At 75.4% G+C, this 19,667-nt stretch carries 19 protein-coding genes and 1 pseudogene; 9 read left to right on the forward strand and 11 right to left on the reverse strand.

Translation table 11 applies throughout. From position 1 onward, the window contains the following. Positions 1-479: pseudogene (locus HLB15_RS15935) on the forward strand (hypothetical protein); the annotation flags it as partial. Between the two features lie 2 nt (positions 480-481). Here the strand turns inward: HLB15_RS15935 and HLB15_RS15940 are convergent. The 5 genes from HLB15_RS15940 to HLB15_RS15960 form a co-directional block, all read right to left on the reverse strand. After that, positions 482-1,123 carry a thymidine kinase gene (locus tag HLB15_RS15940; RefSeq protein ID WP_171106751.1) on the reverse strand — a complete coding sequence of 214 codons (642 nt, stop codon included), beginning with the start codon at positions 1,121-1,123 and terminating at the stop codon, positions 482-484. 11 nt (positions 1,124-1,134) lie between these two features. Beyond that, on the reverse strand, positions 1,135-2,328 hold the full coding sequence (locus HLB15_RS15945) for an alkaline phosphatase family protein (RefSeq protein ID WP_171106752.1): 1,194 nt from the start codon (positions 2,326-2,328) through the stop codon (positions 1,135-1,137). Then, positions 2,325-2,903, reverse strand: a complete 579-nt coding sequence (locus HLB15_RS15950) for a DUF5998 family protein (RefSeq protein WP_171106753.1) — start codon at positions 2,901-2,903, stop codon at positions 2,325-2,327. Before HLB15_RS15950 ends, HLB15_RS15945 begins: the two co-directional genes overlap by 4 nt. Before the next feature lie 71 nt (positions 2,904-2,974). Beyond that, positions 2,975-5,770 (reverse strand): GNAT family N-acetyltransferase, encoded by a 2,796-nt coding sequence (locus HLB15_RS15955; RefSeq protein WP_229785259.1) that lies wholly within the window; start codon positions 5,768-5,770, stop codon positions 2,975-2,977. Positions 5,771-5,817: 47 nt separating this feature from the next. Beyond that, entirely contained in the window at positions 5,818-6,273 is a 456-nt protein-coding gene (locus HLB15_RS15960) for a hypothetical protein (RefSeq protein ID WP_171106754.1), read from the reverse strand. Between the two features lie 179 nt (positions 6,274-6,452). Here HLB15_RS15960 and HLB15_RS15965 point away from each other — a divergent pair, with 179 nt between their 5' ends. The 6 genes from HLB15_RS15965 to HLB15_RS15990 all read left to right on the forward strand — a co-directional run bounded on the left by HLB15_RS15965 (position 6,453) and on the right by HLB15_RS15990 (position 12,373). Then, the gene (locus HLB15_RS15965) at positions 6,453-8,930 is read left to right on the forward strand and encodes a DNA gyrase/topoisomerase IV subunit A (protein WP_171106755.1); all 2,478 of its coding nucleotides are present in this window, start codon (positions 6,453-6,455) and stop codon (positions 8,928-8,930) included. 80 nt (positions 8,931-9,010) lie between these two features. Continuing rightward, positions 9,011-9,385, forward strand: coding sequence for a YciI family protein (locus HLB15_RS15970; protein WP_171106756.1), 375 nt, complete (start codon positions 9,011-9,013; stop codon positions 9,383-9,385). 12 nt (positions 9,386-9,397) lie between these two features. Then, complete coding sequence (locus HLB15_RS15975) at positions 9,398-10,615, forward strand: DUF6596 domain-containing protein (RefSeq protein WP_171106757.1); 1,218 nt, start codon at positions 9,398-9,400, stop codon at positions 10,613-10,615. A 366-nt stretch (positions 10,616-10,981) separates the two neighbouring features. Next, positions 10,982-11,317: a hypothetical protein gene (locus tag HLB15_RS15980; protein ID WP_171106758.1), complete on the forward strand. Its 336-nt coding sequence runs from the start codon at positions 10,982-10,984 to the stop codon at positions 11,315-11,317. A 52-nt stretch (positions 11,318-11,369) separates the two neighbouring features. Further along, complete coding sequence (locus HLB15_RS15985) at positions 11,370-11,834, forward strand: GNAT family N-acetyltransferase (RefSeq protein WP_171106759.1); 465 nt, start codon at positions 11,370-11,372, stop codon at positions 11,832-11,834. Further along, a complete protein-coding gene (locus HLB15_RS15990; protein ID WP_171106760.1) occupies positions 11,831-12,373 on the forward strand; it encodes an O-acetyl-ADP-ribose deacetylase in 543 nt (180 codons plus the stop codon). The genes HLB15_RS15985 and HLB15_RS15990 overlap by 4 nt, the downstream gene beginning before the upstream one ends. On the opposite strand, the gene HLB15_RS15995 is transcribed toward HLB15_RS15990, so the two are convergent. Genes HLB15_RS15995 through HLB15_RS16005 form a run of 3 tightly spaced genes read right to left on the reverse strand, consistent with a single transcriptional unit; the run spans position 12,363 to position 15,099 of the window. Continuing rightward, positions 12,363-13,052 carry an HAD hydrolase-like protein gene (locus HLB15_RS15995; protein WP_171106761.1) on the reverse strand — a complete coding sequence of 230 codons (690 nt, stop codon included), beginning with the start codon at positions 13,050-13,052 and terminating at the stop codon, positions 12,363-12,365. The genes HLB15_RS15990 and HLB15_RS15995 overlap by 11 nt on opposite strands. 20 nt (positions 13,053-13,072) lie before the next feature. After that, on the reverse strand, positions 13,073-14,674 hold the full coding sequence (locus tag HLB15_RS16000) for a multicopper oxidase family protein (protein WP_171106762.1): 1,602 nt from the start codon (positions 14,672-14,674) through the stop codon (positions 13,073-13,075). Then, entirely contained in the window at positions 14,671-15,099 is a 429-nt protein-coding gene (locus HLB15_RS16005; protein WP_171106763.1) for a hypothetical protein, read from the reverse strand. Before HLB15_RS16005 ends, HLB15_RS16000 begins: the two co-directional genes overlap by 4 nt. A 132-nt stretch (positions 15,100-15,231) precedes the next feature. Here HLB15_RS16005 and HLB15_RS16010 point away from each other — a divergent pair, with 132 nt between their 5' ends. Further along, positions 15,232-16,380, forward strand: coding sequence for a sensor histidine kinase (locus HLB15_RS16010; protein ID WP_229785257.1), 1,149 nt, complete (start codon positions 15,232-15,234; stop codon positions 16,378-16,380). A 19-nt stretch (positions 16,381-16,399) separates the two neighbouring features. Beyond that, complete coding sequence (locus HLB15_RS16015; protein WP_171106764.1) at positions 16,400-17,056, forward strand: response regulator; 657 nt, start codon at positions 16,400-16,402, stop codon at positions 17,054-17,056. Positions 17,057-17,069: 13 nt separating this feature from the next. Here HLB15_RS16015 and fgd read toward each other — a convergent pair whose 3' ends face one another. From fgd to HLB15_RS16030, 3 genes are all read right to left on the reverse strand, one after another. Next, on the reverse strand, positions 17,070-18,071 hold the full coding sequence (fgd, locus tag HLB15_RS16020; protein WP_171106765.1) for a glucose-6-phosphate dehydrogenase (coenzyme-F420): 1,002 nt from the start codon (positions 18,069-18,071) through the stop codon (positions 17,070-17,072). A gap of 103 nt (positions 18,072-18,174) precedes the next feature. Next, entirely contained in the window at positions 18,175-19,119 is a 945-nt protein-coding gene (locus HLB15_RS16025; RefSeq protein ID WP_171106766.1) for a hydroxymethylglutaryl-CoA lyase, read from the reverse strand. Further along, on the reverse strand, positions 19,112-19,667 hold a 556-nt coding region (locus HLB15_RS16030; protein WP_283243420.1), incomplete at its 5' end, for an acyl-CoA carboxylase biotin carboxyl carrier protein subunit. The genes HLB15_RS16030 and HLB15_RS16025, both read right to left, overlap by 8 nt.

Raw genomic sequence — 19,667 nt, forward strand, 5'->3', positions numbered from 1 at the left:
AGGCGGGCCCCGGCGAGCAGTCGGCGTCCGTCGTCGACCTGGGCGCGCGACGCGGGAGCTCCCGGGCCGCCATGCCGCCGGTCCGCGTGCCGGACTCCCCCGCCGACCTCGAGTGGGAGGCCCCGAGCACGTGGGAGATCCCCGGGCCCGCGGCGCGGCAGGACGCGGCGCGCACGGACGGCGCCCGGCAGGACGGTGCCCGGCTGGACGGCGCCCTGACGGACGAGGACCGCACGGCCGGTGCCCGGCCGGACGGCGCGGCACCGGCCTCGGTGGCGGCTTCGGGCACCGGCTCGGACCACGGGACCGGATCGCCGGCCGACCCTGCCGCCGCGGACGCCCCCGTCGTCGACGCACCGCCCGAGCGGCCGCCCGCCGAGCAGGCGCCGTCGAAGCGTCCGGCCAAGAAGGGCCGCAAGTCGCGTGCGCAGGTGCCGAGCTGGGACGAGATCGTGTTCGGCTCACGACCGGAGCTGTAGGTCTAGCCCCAGAGCGAGTCCTGCGCCGACCGGCGCCGCGCCGTGAGCGCCGTCATGCGCCGCATGTGGTGCCTGCGGCACAGCACCTCGTAGGCCACCTCGGCGGGCTCACGGTCGCCGACGTCGCCGATGACGACCTGCTCGCCCTCCGTGACCATGACGCCGTCGACGGTGCGTGCGTTGTGGGTGGCGCGCGCGCCGCACCAGCACAGCGACTGCACCTGCAGCACCTCGATGCGGTCCGCGAGCTCGATGAGGCGCGCGGAGCCGGGGAACAGCCGCGTGCGGAAGTCGGTCGTGATGCCGAACGCGAAGATGTCGATCTCCATCTCGTCGACGAGCCGGGCGAGCTGCTCGACCTGCTCGGGCGAGTAGAACTGCGCCTCGTCGCACACGAGGTAGTCGACGGCCTGGCCCGCGGACCGGAGGCCTGCGATCTCCGCCCAGAGGTCGGTGTCGTCCGTGACCTCGCGCGCCGCGACGGCCAGGCCGAGGCGGCTCGAGACCGTCGCGGCGCCCGCGCGGTCGCCCCGGCTGAAGATCAGCCCCTCACGGCCGCGGGCGCGGTAGTTGTGGTCGGTCTGGAGGGCGAGGGTGGACTTGCCGGAGTCCATGGTCCCGGAGAAGAAGACGAGCTCGGCCACGGCGGGGCTCCTTAGGCGACGGCCACGAGGAAGGGCACGAGCATCTCGTGCGGGGTCAGGGAGCCGTGCACGCCGGGCAGGGCGCGCGCGGCGGGCGAGTGCACACGGGAGTCGACGACGGTCGCGGCGCCCGTCATCGCGACCACGACGTCGCCGACGGCGGGCAGCACGTGCTCCGCGACGGGACCGAACCAGCCGGCGGCCACGGCCTGGTCGCGCAGCCGCACGACGGCGTGGTCGCCGAGCCGGTCCGCCCAGCGTCCCGCCACGTCGGCGGGGTCGGCGTCGGGAGCGGTGTAGACGTGCAGCGCCCGCGGCTCGCCGCCCACCAGCGCGACACCGGCGCCGAGCTCCGGGTCGGTCGCGACGTCCCACTGCGTACCGAGGTCGGCCCGGATCTGCCCGTGGTCGGCGGTGACCACGACGAGCGTCCCGCGGGGGACGCTGCGCAGCAGGCGGCGCAGCTCCCGGTCGGTGGCCTCGAGCGCGTCGCCCCACTGCCACGCGTCCCAGCCGAACCCGTGCCCCGTCTTGTCGACGTCACCCTGGTACAGGTACACGAGCCGCCGCTCCGGCCCGGGGCCGCGCAGCGCGGCGGCCGTCGCGTCGACGCGCTGCTCGAACGTCTCGGCGGCCACGTGGGCGGGGCCGCGCAGCGCGGCCTGGGACATGCCGGACCCCGCGAACTTGCGCGGCCCGGGCGCCGTGACGCGCACGCCGGCGCCCGCGAGGGTCTCGAGCACCGTGGGCTCGCGCTGCACGTCGGCGGGGTCGCCGAGGTCCTTCCACTGCACGACGGCGGCCAGCCGGCCGGTCGCGGTGTCGCGCTGCGTGTAGCCGAGCATGCCCGTGCGGCCGGGGGCCGTCCCGGTGCCGAGGATGCTCAGGCCGGCCGCCGTCGTCGACGGGAAGCTCGAGGTGAGCGTGGCCGCGTCGGTACCCCGCTCGGCGAGGAGGGAGCGCAGGAACGGGGCGTGGCCGCCGCGCTCGGCGAGGTTGCGCAGGCCGAGGCCGTCGACGAGCACCACGACGGCGCGCTCGGCGTCGGGCAGGCCGAGCGCCGCCCGGCTGCCGGACGCGGACAGGCCCGTCGCCGTCGTCAGCTCGTGACCGAGGGCGCCCGCGACGGCGGGCAGCACCGCGGCGAGGCTCGTCGTGTCGTAGGTCGGCGCGACCAGGCCGGCGGGCAGGTCCGGTGCGCTCACGCAGCCGTGGCCCGGGACAGCGCACGGGCGAAGTCGACGGCGGAGCGGACGGCGGCGTCGCCCTCCGCCTCCCCGGACACGCGCACCACGACGTCGTCCGGGGTGACCTGGCCGGTGAGGCCGTGGTCGGCGGTGCAGCCCGGGTCGACGCACGTGGCGGGCTCCAGGTCGACGCGCGAGACCGCTCCCCAGCCGATCGCGAGCGTGACCTCGCGGGTCGCGCCGCCGCGCGGGTAGCGCTCGGGCTCCGCGATGACGTGCGTGAGCGCGACGGAGCGGATCTCGCGCAGCGGGACGACCTCCGTCGTGGCCGACGCCGACGCCGGCGCCGCGGGGTCGGCGCCCGCGTGGTCGTCCACGTGCGCCGTCACGAGCCGGGTCGGCGTGAGCACCAGGACGGTCAGGTGCCTGCGCACCTCCGAGTCGAACGTGGTCTCCGCCTGCACGAGGTGGGAGACCACCTCCTCGTCGGCCAGCGCCACGTCGAGCACGTCCGCGACGAGCTCCGGGTAGTAGCCGGCCCGGTGGAGGTGGGCGGTCAGGTCTGCACGAGCATCGGTAGGGGCATGGGGCACGGGCAGAATCCTCCCACGATCCGACCGCTCGCCGTTAGCCGGGCGAGGGGGTTGTGGACGATGTCGCCCGCTCAGACCTGCAGGGCCCGGCGCGGTGCGTCGGTGCGGCGCTCGGCGGGCCGCAGCCGGACCGTCGCGTGCAGCACCGACGCGCCGTGCTCGGCCACGACGACGGGGTAGAGCTCGAGCGAGGCGAGCTCCGGCAGGTCCTCGGCCATGACGGACACGCGCGCGAGCACGTCCTCGAGCGCCGCGACGTCGGCCCCGGGCGCGCCCTGGTAGCCGAAGAGCCGTGGCGCGGCCCGCACGCCGCGCACCATGCGCCCGACGTCGACGTCGGTCAGCGGCGGCACGCCGTGCGTGACGTCGTCGAGCAGGTCGACCGCGTCCCCCGCCAGGCCGAAGGACAGGACCGGCCCGAACAGCTCGTCCTCGACGGACCGCACCACGCACGCGACCCCTGCGGGGGCCATGGCCTGCACCTCGAGCACGGGGTCGGGCGCGGGCAGGAGGGCCGACGCGGCGGCGAGCATCTGCTCGGCGTCCTCGCGCAGCTCGTCGGCGTCGTCGATGTCGAGGCGCACGCCGCCGAGGTCGGCGCGGTGGCGCAGGGCGGGCGCGGCGATCTTGAGCGCGACCGGCCAGCCGAGCTCCCGCGCCGCGGCGACCGCCTCGTCGGGCGTGCGCACGCTGACCGAGCGCCACAGCCGCACCCCGTAGCACGCGAGCAGCTCCGCGGTGGCGTCCTGGTCGAGGGTCACGCCGTCGTGCGGGTCGTCCTGCCCACCGTCCTGCCCACCGTCCCGCACCGCCGCGGCGAGCCGCGACTCGACGAGGGTGCGCGCCTGGGCGCGCGCGGCGCCGTCGGACATCCCCTCGCGCAGCGGCGGGCGGACGGGCGTGCCGTGGTCCTGGGTGCGCCACTGCGCGTAGCGGACGACCTGGCCCAGGGCGGTGACGGCGTCCTCGGGCGTCGAGAAGGCGGGGACGCGCACGTCACCGGACGCGAGCTCGTCGGGCAGGCCGTGCAGGCCGAGCGCGCTGACCACGGTGGTGCGCCCGGTGCGCGCGGCGGCCTCGGCGACGGCGCGCGCGATCGCCGCGGTGCGCGGCAGCACGACGGGGACGGAGACCACGACGACGGCGTCGCACGCGCCCGGGGCGTAGAGGGCGTCGACGACGGCGGTGATCTCGTCGTCGGGCGCGCCGGCCGACAGGGACTCGGCGGCACCGACGGTCAGGCCGGCCGCGGCGACGGCGTCGGTCACCAGGGCGGCGAGCGAGGGCGAGCCCGCCAGGATGCCGACCCGGCCGCCCGCGGGCAACGGCTGGTGGGCCAGCACCTGGGCCACGTCCATGAGCTGGTGGGTGTTCTCCGCGCGGATGACGCCGGACTGGCGCAGCACCTCGTCGAGCATCCGCCGGGGCGCGCGCGTGGTGCGCACGGCGTGCCCGGGCGGCACCACGCGCCCGTGCCTGCCCGCCACCACGACGACGACCGGCTTGACCTGCGCGAGCCGCCGGGCGATGCGCGAGAACTTGCGCGGGTTGCCGAGGGTCTCGAGGTAGAGGCACACGACGTCCGTGTGGGGGTCGTCCTGCCAGTACTGCATGACGTCGTTGCCCGAGACGTCCGCGCGGTGCCCGGCCGAGACCAGCGTGGACAGGCCGAGCCGGCGGCGCTTGACCGTCTCCAGCGCCGTGACCGTCGCGGGCGCGCTCTGCGCGAACAGCCCGACCCGGCCCGGCCGCGGCGCGGTCGGCGCGAGGCTCGCGCGCAGCCCGGCGTCCGGGACCGTGGTGAGCAGGCCGTAGCTCGCGGGGCCCACCACGCGCATGCCCTCGGCGTGCGCGGTGCGCAGCAGCTCGCGACGGCGCGCGACGCCGTCCGGCCCCGCCTCGGCCCAGCCCGCCGAGAGCACGACGACCCCGCGGGCACCCGTGCCGTGCAGCCGGCGCACCGCGTCGATCACCTCGTCGGGCGGCGCGGCGACGACGGCGAGGTCGATCGCCGGGTCCGCGCGGCCGGCGGCGGAGAGGTCCGCCCACGTGACGTCCTCGCCGAGCACGACGAGCTCGGTGTCCCCCGGGTCGGCGGCGTGGGCCTCGCGGACCCGCGCGGCCTGGAGGTCCTCGACGGTGAGGTCGCCGACCCGGGGGGCCGCCGGACCGACGAGCAGGACGCGCCGCGCCGAGAGCAGGCCCTGCATCGAGCGCGCCTCGCTGCGGTGCTCGCGGTCGGCCATGACCTCGCGCGAGCGGTCGGTCGGGTCGAGGTCCACCGAGACGGTCACCACGCCGTCGTCCACGTGCTGCTCGACGGCGTACCCGGCCTCACGGAAGACGCCCAGCATGGCGCGGTTCTGGGGCAGCACCTCGGCGACGAACCGGTGCACGCCCCGCTCCCGCGCGGCGGCCGCGATGTGCTCGAGCAGCACGGACCCGAGGCCCTGGCCCTGGATGGCGTCGGCGACGTTGAACGCGACCTCGGCGGTGCGGCGGCCGGGGCGGTCGTCGATGACGTCGTAGCGGGCGACGCCGACGATGTCCTCCGTCCCGGGCCCCTCCTCCCGGCCCGGGCCCGCCGGCCGCACCGCGACCAGCGCGGTGCGGCGCACGTGGTCGACGGTGACGAGCTGCCGGAGCATGCGGTCGGGGATGCGCTGGAGCGCCGCGAAGAACCTCAGGTAGGTGGACCGTTCCGACTGCGCCATCTGGAAGCGCTGGAGCGCGTCGGCGTCCTCGGGCCGGATGGGCCGGACCTGGATGGTGGAGCCCTCGCGCAGCACCACGTCGGCCTCCCACTCGACCGGGTACCCGGTCGGGTAGGGCAGGCGTACCGTGCCGAGGGTCTCTGGCTGGTCCACGGGCCCAGGCTATCGACCGGCAGGCCCGGCGGGGCGGTCGGCGCCGGTCAGCGCACCAGGACGGTGCCGACGAGCAGCATGACCGCGAAGCCGACGAGCACGAGCCGCTGGCGCCTGCTGGGGCCCGACGCGGTGAGGATGGCGACGACGGCGGGGCCGACGGCGAGCAGCAGCCAGGCGCCCAGCGCGGGCGCGATGTTCGCGGCGACGGCGGCCACCGCCACGACGACCAGCCCGTGCACGACCCCCAGCCCGGCCCGCATGGCGACGACGATGTGCAGCACGGCGGCGAGGATCGCCAGCCCCGCCCAGAGGGTGATGCCCTGCTCGAGGCAGCCCCACTCCTGGCGGGCGCACTCCCACGACTGCATCCACCACGTGACGAGCGCACCGAGCACCAGGACGGGCACCACGCTGAGCCCGGCGACGCCGTACGCGAGGCCCACCCGGGCCGCCCAGCCCGGCACGGTGGCTGACCTGCTGACCAGCGGAGACTCGGGCATGCGCCCATACTGCCAGGTGCCGGGTGAGGGGTGCACTCCCCGTCCGTGGCAGGTCCGGTCAAGATCTCGTGACCGCTGTTGCGGCGACGTGCGGGGTGCCGCGCCGGGAGCGTCGGTGGGGCGGGGTACCGTGTGCCCTGTCCCGGTCAGACCCAGACAGCCCAGGAGCTTCACGAACCATGGCGCGCAAGCCGTCGCAGCCGCTCGACGAGAGCGAGATCCACGAGAAGGTCGTGGACATCGACGTCGCCTCGGAGATGGAGACCTCGTTCCTCGAGTACGCCTACTCCGTCATCTACTCCCGCGCCCTGCCGGACGCGCGCGACGGCCTCAAGCCCGTGCAGCGCCGCATCCTCTACATGATGGCGGACATGGGGCTGCGCCCCGACCGCGCGCACGTGAAGTCGTCGCGCGTCGTCGGCGAGGTGATGGGCAAGCTGCACCCGCACGGCGACGCCCCCATCTACGACGCGCTCGTGCGGCTCGCGCAGGACTTCTCGCTGCGGCTGCCGCTCGTGGACGGCCACGGCAACTTCGGCTCGCTCGACGACGGCCCCGCGGCGCCCCGCTACACCGAGGCCCGCCTGGCCGCGCCGTCCCTCGCGATGACGACGGGGCTCGACGAGAACGTCGTCGACTTCGTGCCGAACTACGACAACAAGCTGACGCAGCCGGAGGTCCTCCCCGCCGCGATCCCGAACCTGCTGGTCAACGGCGCGTCCGGCATCGCGGTCGGCATGGCGACCAACATGGCGCCGCACAACCTGGTCGAGGTCGTCGCGGCGGCCCAGCACCTCATCAAGAACCCCGAGGCGACGCTCGAGGACATCCAGCGGTTCGTCCCGGGCCCCGACCTGCCGACGGGCGGCAAGATCGTCGGGCTGGAGGGCGTGCGCGACGCGTACCGCGCGGGCCGCGGCACGTTCCGCACGCGTGCCACCGCGCGCGTCGAGAACGTGACGCCGCGCCGCAAGGGCATCGTCATCACGGAGCTGCCCTACCTCGTCGGGCCGGAGAAGGTGATCGAGAAGATCGCCGACGGCGTGAAGGCCAAGCGCATCCAGGGCGTCACCAACGTGCAGGACCTCACCGACCGCACGCACGGCCTGCGCCTGGTGATCGAGGTCAAGACCGGGTTCGACCCCGACGCCGTGCTGGAGCAGCTCTACCGCGTCACGCCGCTGGAGGACTCCTTCGGCATCAACAACGTGGCCCTCGTCGACGGCCAGCCGCGCACGCTGGGCCTCGTCGAGCTGCTGCGCGTGTGGGTGGACCACCGCATCTCCGTGGTGCGCCGCCGCTCGCAGCACCGCCTCGACAAGCGCAACGAGCGCCTGCACCTCGTGGACGGCCTGCTCGTCGCGATCGTGGACATCGACGAGGTCATCCAGGTGATCCGCTCGTCCGACGACGCGTCGATCGCGCGCGACCGCCTGCGCGAGATCTTCGACCTGTCCGAGCCGCAGGCGTCCTACATCCTCGACCTGCAGCTGCGCCGCCTCACCAAGTTCTCGCGCATCGAGCTCGAGAAGGAGGCCGAGGAGCTGCGCCGCGAGATCGCCGAGCTCGAGCAGATCCTGGCCGACGAGAAGCTGCTGCGTCGCGTGGTCAGCACCGAGATGGGCGAGGTCGCCAAGACGTACGGCACGCCCCGCCGCACCGTGCTGCTCGACTCCGCGGGCGGCTCGGTCGGCTCCGTCTCGGCCCCGGCGGCGGGCGGGCGCCGCGCCGCCGTCGCGCCGCTCGACCTCGAGATCAAGGACCAGCCCACCCGTGTCGTCCTGTCGGCCACGGGTCTGCTGGCCCGCCTGCCCGACGACGTGCCCGTGCCGCGCGAGGGCAACCGCGCCGCGCACGACGCGCTGCGGGGCGACGCCGCCGCCACGACCCGCGGGCACGTCGGTCTCGTGACCTCGGCCGGCCGCATGCTGCGCATCTCCGTGCTCGACCTGCCCGCCCTGCCCCCGACCGACGGCGCGCCGTCGCTGTCCGGCGGCATCCCGGTCAGCGAGCTCGTCGAGCTCGAGCGCGGCGAGACCGTACGGACCGTGACCGCTCTCGGTCCCGACGCCCCGACCGTCGCCCTCGGCACGGCCCAGGGCGTCGTCAAGCGCATCGCGCCGTCCGACGCCCCCGCCAAGGGCGACGAGTGGACCGTGATCTCTCTCAAGGACGGCGACTCCGTGGTCGGTGCCGCCGCCGTGGCCGACGACGACGAGCTGGTCTTCGTCGCGAGCGACTCGTCGCTGCTGCACTTCCCCGCCTCGGCCGTGCGCCCGCAGGGCCGCGCCGCGGGCGGCATGGCCGGCATCAAGCTCGCCGACGGCCGCGCCGCCGTCTTCTTCGGCGCCGTGCCCGCGGGCACCGACGCCTCCGTCGTGACGATCGCGGGCGCGGGCGACGCCCTGCCGGGCATCGAGCCCGGCGCCGGCAAGGTGACGCCGTTCGCCCTCTACCCGGGCAAGGGGCGCGCGACCGGCGGCGTGCGCTCGCAGCGCCTGCTCAAGGGCGAGGACGGGCTCATCCTGGCGTGGGTCGGCCCCACTCCCCCGCGGGCGCTGGGTGCCGGCGGCCAGCCGGTCGACCTGCCCGCGGTCGACGAGCGGCGGGACGGGTCCGGCACCCCGCTGCCGGTCCCGGTCGCGGTGATCGGCTGACCGGCTCCCGGGAGGCTGTCGAATCCCGCGTCGCTCGCACGTCCACGTCATGTCACCATCCCTGTGAGAAGGAGCTCGACATGACCGACACCTGGATCTTCCTCATCCGCGAGAACGACTGGAACTCGGACGACTACCTGCCCGGCAGCGGCGTCGACCTGACCGACGACCCCGACATGGCCGCGCACCACCGGTTCGCCGAGGCGGTCGAGGAGCTCGGCGTGAAGATCACCGGGAGCAACGCCCTGCAGAACGCGCGGCACGGCGGCTGGGTGGTGCCCGGGCGGGACGGCGCCGAGCCGGTCTACACCGACGCGCCCTACACCGACACCAACGAGCTGATCACCGGCTACTACGAGGTCGAGTGCGACGAGGCCACCGCCCGCAGGATCGCCGCGATGGTCCCGAGCGGCAACGTCGTCGAGTGGCGCAAGGTCATGCGCTTCGGCTCCTGACCCCGGACCGCCGTGCCGATCGACCCCGCGGCGTTCCGCACCGCCTGGCCTCAGGTGGTGCGGGCGCTCGCGGCGTCGACGCGCAGCCTCGACCACGGTGAGGAGTGCGCCGCCGAGGCCTTCGCGCGCGCGGCGGCACAGCCCGACGGCGCGATCACCGACCTGGTCGGCTGGTGCATCCAGGTCGGTCGTCGCTCCTGGCTCGACGCCGTACGGCACCAGGCGGTGCTCACCCGCATCCGGCACCAGCTCGCCCGACCGGAGGTGGCGCCCGTGGACGCCTCGGCCCCCGACGACGAGCTCGACGACCGCCTCGCACTGCTCTTCGTCGCGTGCGACGACGCCCTCGCCCCCGGGGCGCAGCTCGTCCTCGCGATGCGGGTCGTCTGCGGCCTGACGACCCGGCAGATCGCCGCCCACCTCGGCATCGCCGACGCGACGGCCGCCGCCCGTCTCACGCGCGCCAAGTCGGCGCTCGCCCGCGCCCGCGGCGAGTTCGCGGTGCCGGAGGGCGCGGACCGGGACGCCCGCCTGCCCGTGGTGCTCGCGTGCGTCGCGGGCCTGTTCACCGTGGGCCAGCGCGAGGCGCCCGAGCCGCCCGACCCGACCCAGGACCCGGCGCGCGACGCCCTCACGCTCGCCGAGACGCTCGCGGCCCGCTACCCGGCCGATCCCGAGGTGCTCGGTCTGCGCGCCGTCTGCCGTCTCGGTCTGGCCCGCCGCCCGGGCCGGGTCCGCGACGGCGTCGCGCTGCCCCTCGACGAGGTCGACCGGTCGGCGTGGGACCGGCGCCTGCTCGCGGCGGGGCTCGACGACGCGTCGGCGGCCGTGGCCCGCACGGCGAGCCGGCCGGGCCGGTTCACGCTCGAGGCCGCGATCTCCGGGGTGCACGCGACGGCCCCGTCGGCGGACCGCACCGACTGGCACCGGCTCGCGCAGCTGTACGACGCGCTCCTGGAGGTCTGGCCCGCGCCCGCCGTGCGCGTGGCCCGGCTCGTCGTGCGGGGGCGGGTCGCCCTGACCGGCGCGCACGCCCTGCGGGCCGTCGAGCGCGAGCTGGAGGACCTGGTCGCCGACGGCCCGCCGTACGCCGCCCGCGACGCGAGCCTCGCCCTCGCCGACCTCGCCCGGCGCACGGGCCGCACCGACGAGGCGGCGGCCCGCTACCGCGAGCTGCTGGAGGTCGTGCCGGAGGGGCCGTTGCGGGAGTTCTGCCGGCGGTACGTGTAGTAGGATCTACTACGTGAGCGAGGAGAACCTCCCGCAGACGCTGCCTGACTGGCAGCACAGGGGGGACTACATCCGTACGAGGTCAGCGAGGAAGGGGTCGGCCGGCGAGACTGACATCGAGACCGCCTGGGCCGACGAAGCGTACGCCGATCCGGCCGCCGTGATCTTCCGGCCCGACCCCGGCGTCCAGAAGAGGGGCGTCCGATCGCACGATCGGATGGTCGGACAGCGCGGGCTTCCTCATCACCGTCATCACGGTCCGCGACGGTGCCACGCTGTGGGGCGCGAACGCGTGGAAGTCGAACGAGACCGACCAGCGTTGGTACGAACGAGCCGAAAGACACCGGCGACCAGGAGGAGCACACCATGAGCCGTGACATCAACGTCGAGGCGCTGCTGACGGAGGTCAGCGAGGAGTCCGAGGCGACCCGGCACGACGCACTGCCCGACGACGCCGTCGGGCGCCGGCGTGGTGACGGTCCGCCACCGCGTGTCCTCTCCGTCCGCCTCACCGACGCCCAGTACCAGCGCCTCGCCGCAGCCGCGACCGACCGAGACCTCCCGGTCTCGACGATGGCTCGACTAGCCATCCTCGAGCACCTCGACCTGGCGTCACAGCCCTCGTCCGGTGCCATCGACCTGAATGCTGTGACGGCCGCGCTGCGCGAGGTCATCCGCCCGGAGTTCCTCCGGGCGGGCTGACCGCACGGAGGAACGAGCGGTGCCTGTCGGTATCGGGTGGTTGACTCCCCTCATGATTACCGACCAGCCCTTCGAGTTCTCCGCCGACCCCGCGCGCATCGACGCCGACCGGGTGCACGAGCTCATCTCCCGGCACACGTACTGGGCGAAGGACCGTCCGCGGCACGTCATGGACGCCGCGATCGCAGGATCGCGCCCGTACGGCGTCTACCGCCGGACCACGGGCGAGCAGGTGGCGTTCGCGCGCATCGTGACCGACGGGGCGACGTTCGCATGGCTGGCCGACGTCATCGTCGACCCCGAGCTGCGCGGTCAGGGCATCGGCAAGCTGCTCATGGAGGGCGTCGTCGCCGACATCGAGCCGCTGGGCCTGCGGCGCACGGCCCTGGCGACGGCCGACGCCGAGGGCCTGTACGCCCGCTACGGCTGGCGGCCGCTCGACGACGGCTACACGTGGATGGTGCTCCCCGGCTCCGGGACCGGTCCGCGCGCCGAGACGTCGGAGGTCGGCGCATGAGCACCCTCACCGTCGAGGTCGGCGACCTCACGCGCGTCGAGGCCGACGCCGTCGTCAACGCCGCCAACTCGACCCTGCTCGGCGGGGGCGGCGTGGACGGCGCGCTGCACGCCGCCGCCGGGCCGCGCCTGCTGGAGGCGTGCCGCCGACTGCGCGCGACCACCCACCCGGACGGCCTCGCCGTGGGCGACGCGGTGGCCACCCCGGCGTTCGACCTGCCCGCCTCCTGGGTGATCCACACGGTCGGCCCGAACCTGCACCGGGGCCAGGACGACCCGGCGCTGCTGGGCTCGTGCTTCACCCGGTCGCTCGACGTCGCGGCACTGCTCGACGTGCGGTCCGTCGCGTTCCCCGCGGTGAGCGGAGGCGCCTACGGCTGGCCGATGACGGACGTGGCCCGCATCGCCGTCGCCGCGTGCCGGGCGTGGCTGGCCGGACATCCCGACGGCAGCCCCCGCGAGGTGCGGTTCGTCGTGCGGGACGAGCGCTCCCGCGCCGTCTTCGAGACCGCCCTCGGCGACCCGGGCCTCAACTCGTGAGCAGCTTGCGCAGCTCGGCGGGCGTCGCCGCCACCGCGGCCGCGCCCGCCGCCTCGAGCTCGCCCGGCTCGGCGTAACCCCAGGCCACGCCCACCGTGGGCAGCCCGTGGTGGGCAGCCGCGTGCACGTCGTGCTCGCGGTCGCCCACCATGACCACCTGGCCGCGCTCGGCACCGAGCGCGACGGCCGTGGCGAGCGCGCGCTCCACCACGACCTCCTTGCCCGCCGTCTCGTGGACCGCCTCCGGGTCGGCGCCGTGCACCCCGTCCAGCCCGCGGGCGAGGTAGGCGTCGAGGCCGAAGTGCTCCACGATCTGCCGCGCGTAGTTCTCGGGCTTGGCGGTCGCGACCAGCAGCGTCGCGCCCGCCTCACGGAGCTCGGTGAGCGCGTCGGTGATGCCGGGGAACACGGAGTTGTCGAACATCCCGCGCGCCTCGAAGTCGCGCCGGTAGGCGGCGATCGCGGCCTCGGCGTCGGCCCCGGCGAGCCCGACCCGCGCCATGCTCGCCCCGAGCGGCGGCCCGACGAACGTCCGCAGCACCTCGTCCGACGGCACGGCGAACCCGGCGTCGGCGAAGCCGGCGCGCAGGGACGCCACGATGCCGGGCGCGGAGTCGGTGAGGGTGCCGTCGAGGTCGAGCAGGACGTGCGTGGTGCGGGTGGGGAGGGTGCGAGTCACGCATCGAGCGTGCCACACGTTCAGTGGTGCCCCGCGTGCGCGTCCGCGCCGTGGTCGTCGGCGTGGCCCGCACCGTGGCCCGCACCGTGCCCCGCACCGTGCCCCGCACCATGGTCCGCACCGTGCTCCGGCGCCGGCACCGTGCCCGCCTCCTGCCCCGGCTCGACGACCACGAACTGGCCCATCATCCCCTGGTCCTCGTGCCACAGCATGTGGCAGTGGAACATGTAGGGCATGTCCGGGTCGGTGTAGTCCTCGAACCGCAGGAGCAGCCGGTAGGTGCGCTGCGGCTCGAGGTACACGGTGTCCTTGGGCCCGGCGAGCTCGGGCGGCGGCGGGTCGCCGTCGACGGACAGGACGCGGAACTGGACGTCGTGCACGTGGAAGCTGTGCGGCATCGGCACGATGCTGCGCACCTCCCACACCTCGGTGTCCCCGACGGTCGAGGTCACGTCGACGCGGCCCAGGTCCATGCGCCGGCCGTTGATCTGCCGGTCGTCGAGCTGGAAGGTCCGTGTCACGGACGCGTCCTGCGCGTGCAGGGCGTCCTCCTCCGCGTGGGCCGACGGCGACCAGGCCGGCTCGGGCGACGGCGTGAGCCGGTCGGCCGCGCGCAGCTCGAGCACGTCGAACGCGTCGTTGCCGCCCATCGCGAACGGCACGACGACGCCGCCCAGCTCCGCCTCGAACGAGTGCAGGCGCGTGGTCTCGCCCGGTTCCATGCGCACCACCACCTCGGCGCGCTCACCCGGCGCCAGCCGGACGTCGTCGGTCCGGACGGGCGCGTCGAGCAGCCCGCCGTCGGTGGCGACGAGGTCCATCTCGCGGTCCTCGAAGCCGAGCTGGTAGGTGCGCGCCGTCGACCCGTTGAGCAGGCGCAGCCGCACCCGCTCGCTGGTCACCTCGTGGTAGGCGCCCCGCGTGCCGTTCGTCAGGACGACGTCGCCCAGCGTGCCGGGCTCCTCGCCGTCGTCGTCGAGCTCGAGCTGCCCGTCGTCGTCGAGCACCTTGTCCTGGACGACCACGGGCACGTCGTCGACGCCGTAGGTGTGGGGCAGGTCGGCGGCGGAGGAGGCGTCGTCGTCCAGGAGGAACAGGCCCGCGAGGCCCCGGTAGACGTGCTTCTCCGTCTGCCCGTGCGGGTGGGGGTGGTACCAGAGGGTCGCGGCGGGCTGGTCGATGCGCCACGTCGGGCGCCACGTCTCGCCGGGTGCGACCTCCTGGTGCGGGCCGCCGTCCATCGCGGCGGGCAGGTGCATGCCGTGCCAGTGCACGCTCGTGGGCTCGGGCAGGTCGTTGGTCACCTCGACGGCGACCCGCTCACCGCGCTCCGCCCGCAGGGTCGGGCCGAGGTAGGGCCCGTCGAACCCCCACGTCCGGGTCTGCACGCCCGGCACGAGCTCGGACGTGCCCTCCTGGGCGGTGAGGCTGAAGACCCGCGTGCCGTCGACCACCCGGGACTCCGCCAGGGGCGGGATCGCCAGCTCGGTGTCGAACGCGACCTCGTCCACCGGGCTCACCGAGCCCGGCACGAGGGCGCAGCCCGCGAGCGCCAGCACGACGGCGGCGGCGCCGGCGAGCCCCGCCCGGCGGGCCGCCCGGCCGCGCACCACCGGCGTCATCGCCGCACCCCGCGCAGACGCTGGACGCCGGCGGCGACGAGCCCCGCGAGGGCGCCCCACCCGGCGTCCATGGCGAGCGCGAGGACGAGGGTCCACGCGGGCGCCCCGGCGCCGCCGGGACCGCCGAATCCGGTCAGCACCGGGAAGAGGAGGGCGACGGCGTGGGCGAGCAGCCCGTAGGCGAGGCCGGTCAGGGTGAGGGTGAGCACGGGCCGCGGCACGCGGCCCAGGCCGACGACGCCGATCCACACGGCGGCGGTGAGCCCGAGGATGACGAGGGCGCGTGGCGCCCCGGTGCCCAGCAGCCCGGTGAGCCCGGTGAGGGGCCAGAGCAGGCAGAGGGCGGCCAGCCCGGCGACGACGCCCCAGGGGACGGGGGCGGGGACAGGGCCGGAGACGTTCTGGGGAAGGTGCTGTGAGGTCATGCCACGACGGTGCCTGGCGGCCCCTGCCCGCCACATCGGCCCGGGATCGTCTCCTGGTGTCGCCCCCGGGCGACACCACCCTGACTCCTGCGGGCTGATGCCTCAGGGGCGCGCGGTCCGTAGGGTGACGGTGTGGCTGATCAGACGGGCAGCATGCGGCCCCGGACCGTCGACCCGCGCGTGACCGACGTCGCGCTGGGGATCGCGATGGCGCTCGTGGTCGCCGTCGTCATCGCGGCGGACCGGGACGCGGCGGCGCACGCCGGCCCGGGTGCCTACCTCTTCGCGGCGGGCTTCGGCGCGCTGGTGCTGCTGCGGCGCCGGCTGCCGCGCGTCATGGTGGTCGCCACGGTGCTGGCGGTGTTCGTCTACTACGCGTTGCGGTTCGCGCCCATCGGCATGGCGCTGCCCGCGATCGCGGCGCTGTACTCGGCCGCCGAGGTGCGGCGCACCGGCTGGGCCGTGGGTGGCGGCGCGGTGCTCGTGGCGGTCGCGACGTACTACCGCGTGACCGGCGACGACGCCGAGGAGTACCTCACGCCGTACGACCTGGTGACGAACATCGCGCTCGCCGCGGCGGCGGTCGCGCTGGGGGTGGCGGTGCGGCTGTCCCGGGAGGCGCGGCAGCACGAGGCGCGCGCCGCGGAGCAGCGGCTCCACGCGGAGCGCCTGCGCATCGCGCGCGACCTGCACGACATGGTGGGCCACGACCTGTCGGTGATCGCGCTGCACTCGGGCGTGGCGGCCGAGGCGGTGGGCCGCGACGACGACGCGGCGCGCAGCGCGCTGGCGCACGTGCGGGAGGCGACGTCGGGCACGCTGCACGCCCTGCGCTCCACGGTGCGGGTGCTGCGCGGCCCCGTCGACGCCACGTCGCCCGCTCCCGGTACGTCGCCGACGGGCCTGGCCGGGGTCGAGGTCCTGGCCGAGCCCGCGCGCGCCGCGGGCCTGCGGGTGCGCGTGGAGCTCGACGTGCCCGACGGCGCGCTGGACGGCGCGGTGGACGCCGCGGCCTACCGCATCGTGCAGGAGTCGCTGACGAACGTGCTGCGGCACGCGGAGGCCACGCGCGTGACGGTCGCCGCGCACGTCGCGGGCGACCGGCTCCTGGTCCGCGTGGCCGACGACGGGAGGGGCGCGGGTCCGCGCCTGGTGCCCGGGTCCGGCATCTCGGGGATGCGCGAGCGCGCGAGCCTGCTCGGCGGCAGCCTCGTGGTGCACGACGACCAGGAGGGCGGGTTCGTGGTCCACGCGGACCTGCCGACGCGGCTGGACGACTGACACAGGCCAGACTGAACCCATGATCCGGATCGTGCTGGTCGACGACCAGGAGCTCGTGCGCGCGGGCCTGCGTGCCCTGGCGGAGAGCGACGGCGACATCACCGTCGTCGGGGAGGCCGCGGACGGCCGCGCCGGCCTGGCCCGGGTGCGCGAGCTGCGCCCCGACGTCGTGCTCATGGACATCCGCATGCCCGTGCTCGACGGGCTGGCCGCGACGCGCGAGATCGTGGCCGACCCGGCGCTGGCCGGTACGCGCGTCGTCGTGCTCACCACGTTCGACGAGGACGAGCACGTGGTCGAGGCCGTCCGGTCGGGCGCGGCGGGCTACCTGCTCAAGGACGTGGCGCCGGCCGACCTGCGGCGCGCGGTCCGCGTGGTCGCGGCGGGCGACGCGCTGCTCGACCCGGCGGTGACGGCGACGGTGCTGCGCGCCGTCGCCGCGGGCCCCGCGCCCCGCACCGGCGGCGAGGACCGGCTCGCGGTCCTCACCGACCGGGAGCGCGAGGTGCTGCGGGAGCTGGGCCGAGGGCTCACGAACGACGAGATCGCCCGCGAGCTGTACCTCAGCCCGGCCACCGCCCGCACCTACGTGAGCCGCCTGCTGGCCAAGCTCGGCGCGCGCGACCGCGCGGCGCTGGTGATCCTCGCCTACGAGACGGGGCTGGTCACGCCCTGAGCCGCGCCGGGCGTCACAGCTCGCGCAGGCGCGGCAGCACGTCCTCGCCGAACTGGGTGAGGAACCGCTCCTGGTCGTGGCCGGGGCCGTGCACCACGAGGTGGTTGAGCCCGGCGTCGACGTAGGGCTTGATCATCGCGACGGCCTCCTCGGGGTCGGAGGCGACGATCCAGCGCTTGGCGACCTGCTCGATCGGCAGCTCGTCGGCGAGCCGCTCCATCTCGGTGGCGGAGTTGACGCTGTGCTTCTGCTCGGGCGTGAGCGACAGCGGAGCCCAGAACCGCGTGTTCTCGAGGGCCTTGTCGGCGTCGCGGTCGTAGGAGATCTTGATCTCGATCATCTTGTCGATGCCCGCGACGTCCCGCTCGGCCGCCGCGGCGCCCTCCGTGACGGCGGGGATCAGCTTCTCGGTGTAGAGGTCCATGCCCTTGCCCGAGGTGCAGATGAACCCGTCGCCCGCGCGGCCCGCGTACTTCGCGACGACGGGGCCGCCCGCCGCGACGTACACCGGGACGGGGTTCTCGGGCCGGTCGTAGATCGTGGCGCCGACCAGCGTGTAGTAGTCGCCCTCGAAGTCGACGGTGTCCTCGGTCCACAGCGCGCGCATGAGGCGCACGGCCTCGCGCAGGCGGGCGAACCGCTCCTTGAACTCCGGCCACTCGCGGCCCGAGACGGCGGTCTCGTTGAGCGCCTCGCCCGTGCCGACGCCGAGGATGACGCGGTTGTCGGTGAGCAGCGCGAGCGTCGCGAACTGCTGCGCGATCACCGCGGGGTTGTAGCGGAACGTCGGGGTCAGCACGCTCGTGCCGAGCTGGATGCGGGACGTGCGCTCGCCCGCCGCCGCGAGCCACGCGAGCGCCGACGGCGCGTGGCCGCCCTCGTGCCGCCACGGCAGGAAGTGGTCGGAGACCATGGCGCTGTCCAGTCCCACCTCCTCGACGCGGACGGCGAGCTCGACGAGCTCGCGGGGACCGAACTGCTCTGCGGACGCCTTGTACCCGATCTTCACAGTCACGAGAACGACCCTACGCCGGTTCGCCCGGGTGTGGACGACGGCGTCGCGGACGTCACATCACCGCTGCTCACAGCGAACTTCGTGCCGCGGGCACACGTCGTCGTCACCCGTGCAGCGCCCGGTACGTGCGGCTCGTCAGCTCGTGGTCCAGGTGCGGCTCGAGCCAGGCGCTCGCCTCGACCAGCCGCGGCAGCGACACCCCCGTCTCGACGCCGAGCCCGTCGAGCATCCACACGAGGTCCTCCGTGGCGAGGTTGCCCGTCGCCGACTCCGCGTACGGGCAGCCGCCGAGCCCGCCCGCCGCCGCGTCGAACGTCGTCACCCCGTGCCGGAGCGCCGCGGCGACGTTCGCCAGCGCCTGTCCGTACGTGTCGTGCGCGTGCAGCGCGAGCACGTCGTCCGGCAGGCCCGCCGCGTTCAGCGCGTCGAGCAGCGCGACGACGTGCCCCGGCGTGCCGACGCCGATCGTGTCGCCGAGCGACAGCTCCTGCGCGCCGAGGTCCATGAGCCGCGTCCCGGCGGCGACGACCTGCTGCACCGGCACGTTCCCCTCCCACGGGTCGCCGAAGCACATCGACACGTACGCCCGCACGCGCATCCCCGCCGCCCGCGCCCGCGCGACGACCGGCTCGAACATCGCGTACTGCTCGTCCAGCGAGCGGTTGAGGTTGCGCCGCGCGAACGACTCCGTGGCGCTGGCGAACACCGCGACGTGCCGCAGCCCCAGCTCCTCCGCGCGGTCCAGGCCGCGCTCGTTCGGCACCAGCACGGGCAGGTCGCGGGCGCGGTCGCCGAGCCGGTCGACGAGCGCGCCGAGCACCTCGGCGGCGTCGGCGAGCTGCGGCACCCAGCGCGGGTGCACGAGGCTCGTGGCCTCGACGACGGGCAGCCCGGCGTCGAGCAGCCGCTCCACCAGGCCGACCTTGACCGCGGCGGGGACGACCGCGTCCTCGTTCTGCAGGCCGTCGCGCGGGCCCACCTCGTAGATCGTGACCCGGCCCGGCAGCGCCGGGTCGGGCACCACCTGGGGACGCCGGGGCTCAGTCATCGGAGGTCCCCGCCTCGACCTCGAACAGCACCTGCCGCGCCGCGACCTGCTCCCCCGCGGCGGCGCGCACCCGCACGACGCCGTCGGCCGGCGCCACGAGCGTGAGCTCCATCTTCATCGCCTCCAGCACCCCGAGCGTCCGGCCCGCGGTCACCGCGTCGCCGTCGGCCACCTCGACGCGGGCGAGCGAGCCCGGCATCGCGGCCACCACGACGCCGTCGGACAGCTCGGCACGCGCCGGGCGCGTCGCCCCCGGCCGCGTGAACCGGACCGTGTGGCCACGCGTGGTGACCTCGACCCACCAGGGGCGCACGTCGAGGTCGAACCGCGCCGTGACGCCGTCGACCTGCAGCACGCACTGCCCCGTCAGCCGCCCGGGCGGCCCGTCCGGCACCGGCCCCGCCGCGCGGCACGACGTCGGCGGCTCGCCCTCGCGACGGACCTCGCCGCGCACCAGGCTCACCCGGAGCACGTCGTCGTCGAGCTCGACCCAGGCGTCGGCAGGCGCGGCGCCGAGCCGCCATCCGTCGCCGCCGTCGCGCGCGGCG

This window comes from Promicromonospora citrea (assembly GCF_013004695.1).
Classification (GTDB): domain Bacteria; phylum Actinomycetota; class Actinomycetes; order Actinomycetales; family Cellulomonadaceae; genus Promicromonospora; species Promicromonospora citrea.

Coding starts and splice junctions, on each gene's coding strand:
- HLB15_RS16000 (WP_171106762.1), bottom strand. CDS start 14,674: ATGACGCCGGTGGTGCGCGGCCGGGCGGCCCGCCGGGCGGGGCTCGCC.
- HLB15_RS16005 (WP_171106763.1), bottom strand. CDS start 15,099: ATGACCTCACAGCACCTTCCCCAGAACGTCTCCGGCCCTGTCCCCGCC.
- HLB15_RS15990 (WP_171106760.1), top strand. CDS start 11,831: ATGAGCACCCTCACCGTCGAGGTCGGCGACCTCACGCGCGTCGAGGCC.
- HLB15_RS15970 (WP_171106756.1), top strand. CDS start 9,011: ATGACCGACACCTGGATCTTCCTCATCCGCGAGAACGACTGGAACTCG.
- HLB15_RS15960 (WP_171106754.1), bottom strand. CDS start 6,273: ATGCCCGAGTCTCCGCTGGTCAGCAGGTCAGCCACCGTGCCGGGCTGG.
- HLB15_RS16015 (WP_171106764.1), top strand. CDS start 16,400: ATGATCCGGATCGTGCTGGTCGACGACCAGGAGCTCGTGCGCGCGGGC.
- HLB15_RS15980 (WP_171106758.1), top strand. CDS start 10,982: ATGAGCCGTGACATCAACGTCGAGGCGCTGCTGACGGAGGTCAGCGAG.
- HLB15_RS15965 (WP_171106755.1), top strand. CDS start 6,453: ATGGCGCGCAAGCCGTCGCAGCCGCTCGACGAGAGCGAGATCCACGAG.
- HLB15_RS16025 (WP_171106766.1), bottom strand. CDS start 19,119: ATGACTGAGCCCCGGCGTCCCCAGGTGGTGCCCGACCCGGCGCTGCCG.
- HLB15_RS15985 (WP_171106759.1), top strand. CDS start 11,370: ATGATTACCGACCAGCCCTTCGAGTTCTCCGCCGACCCCGCGCGCATC.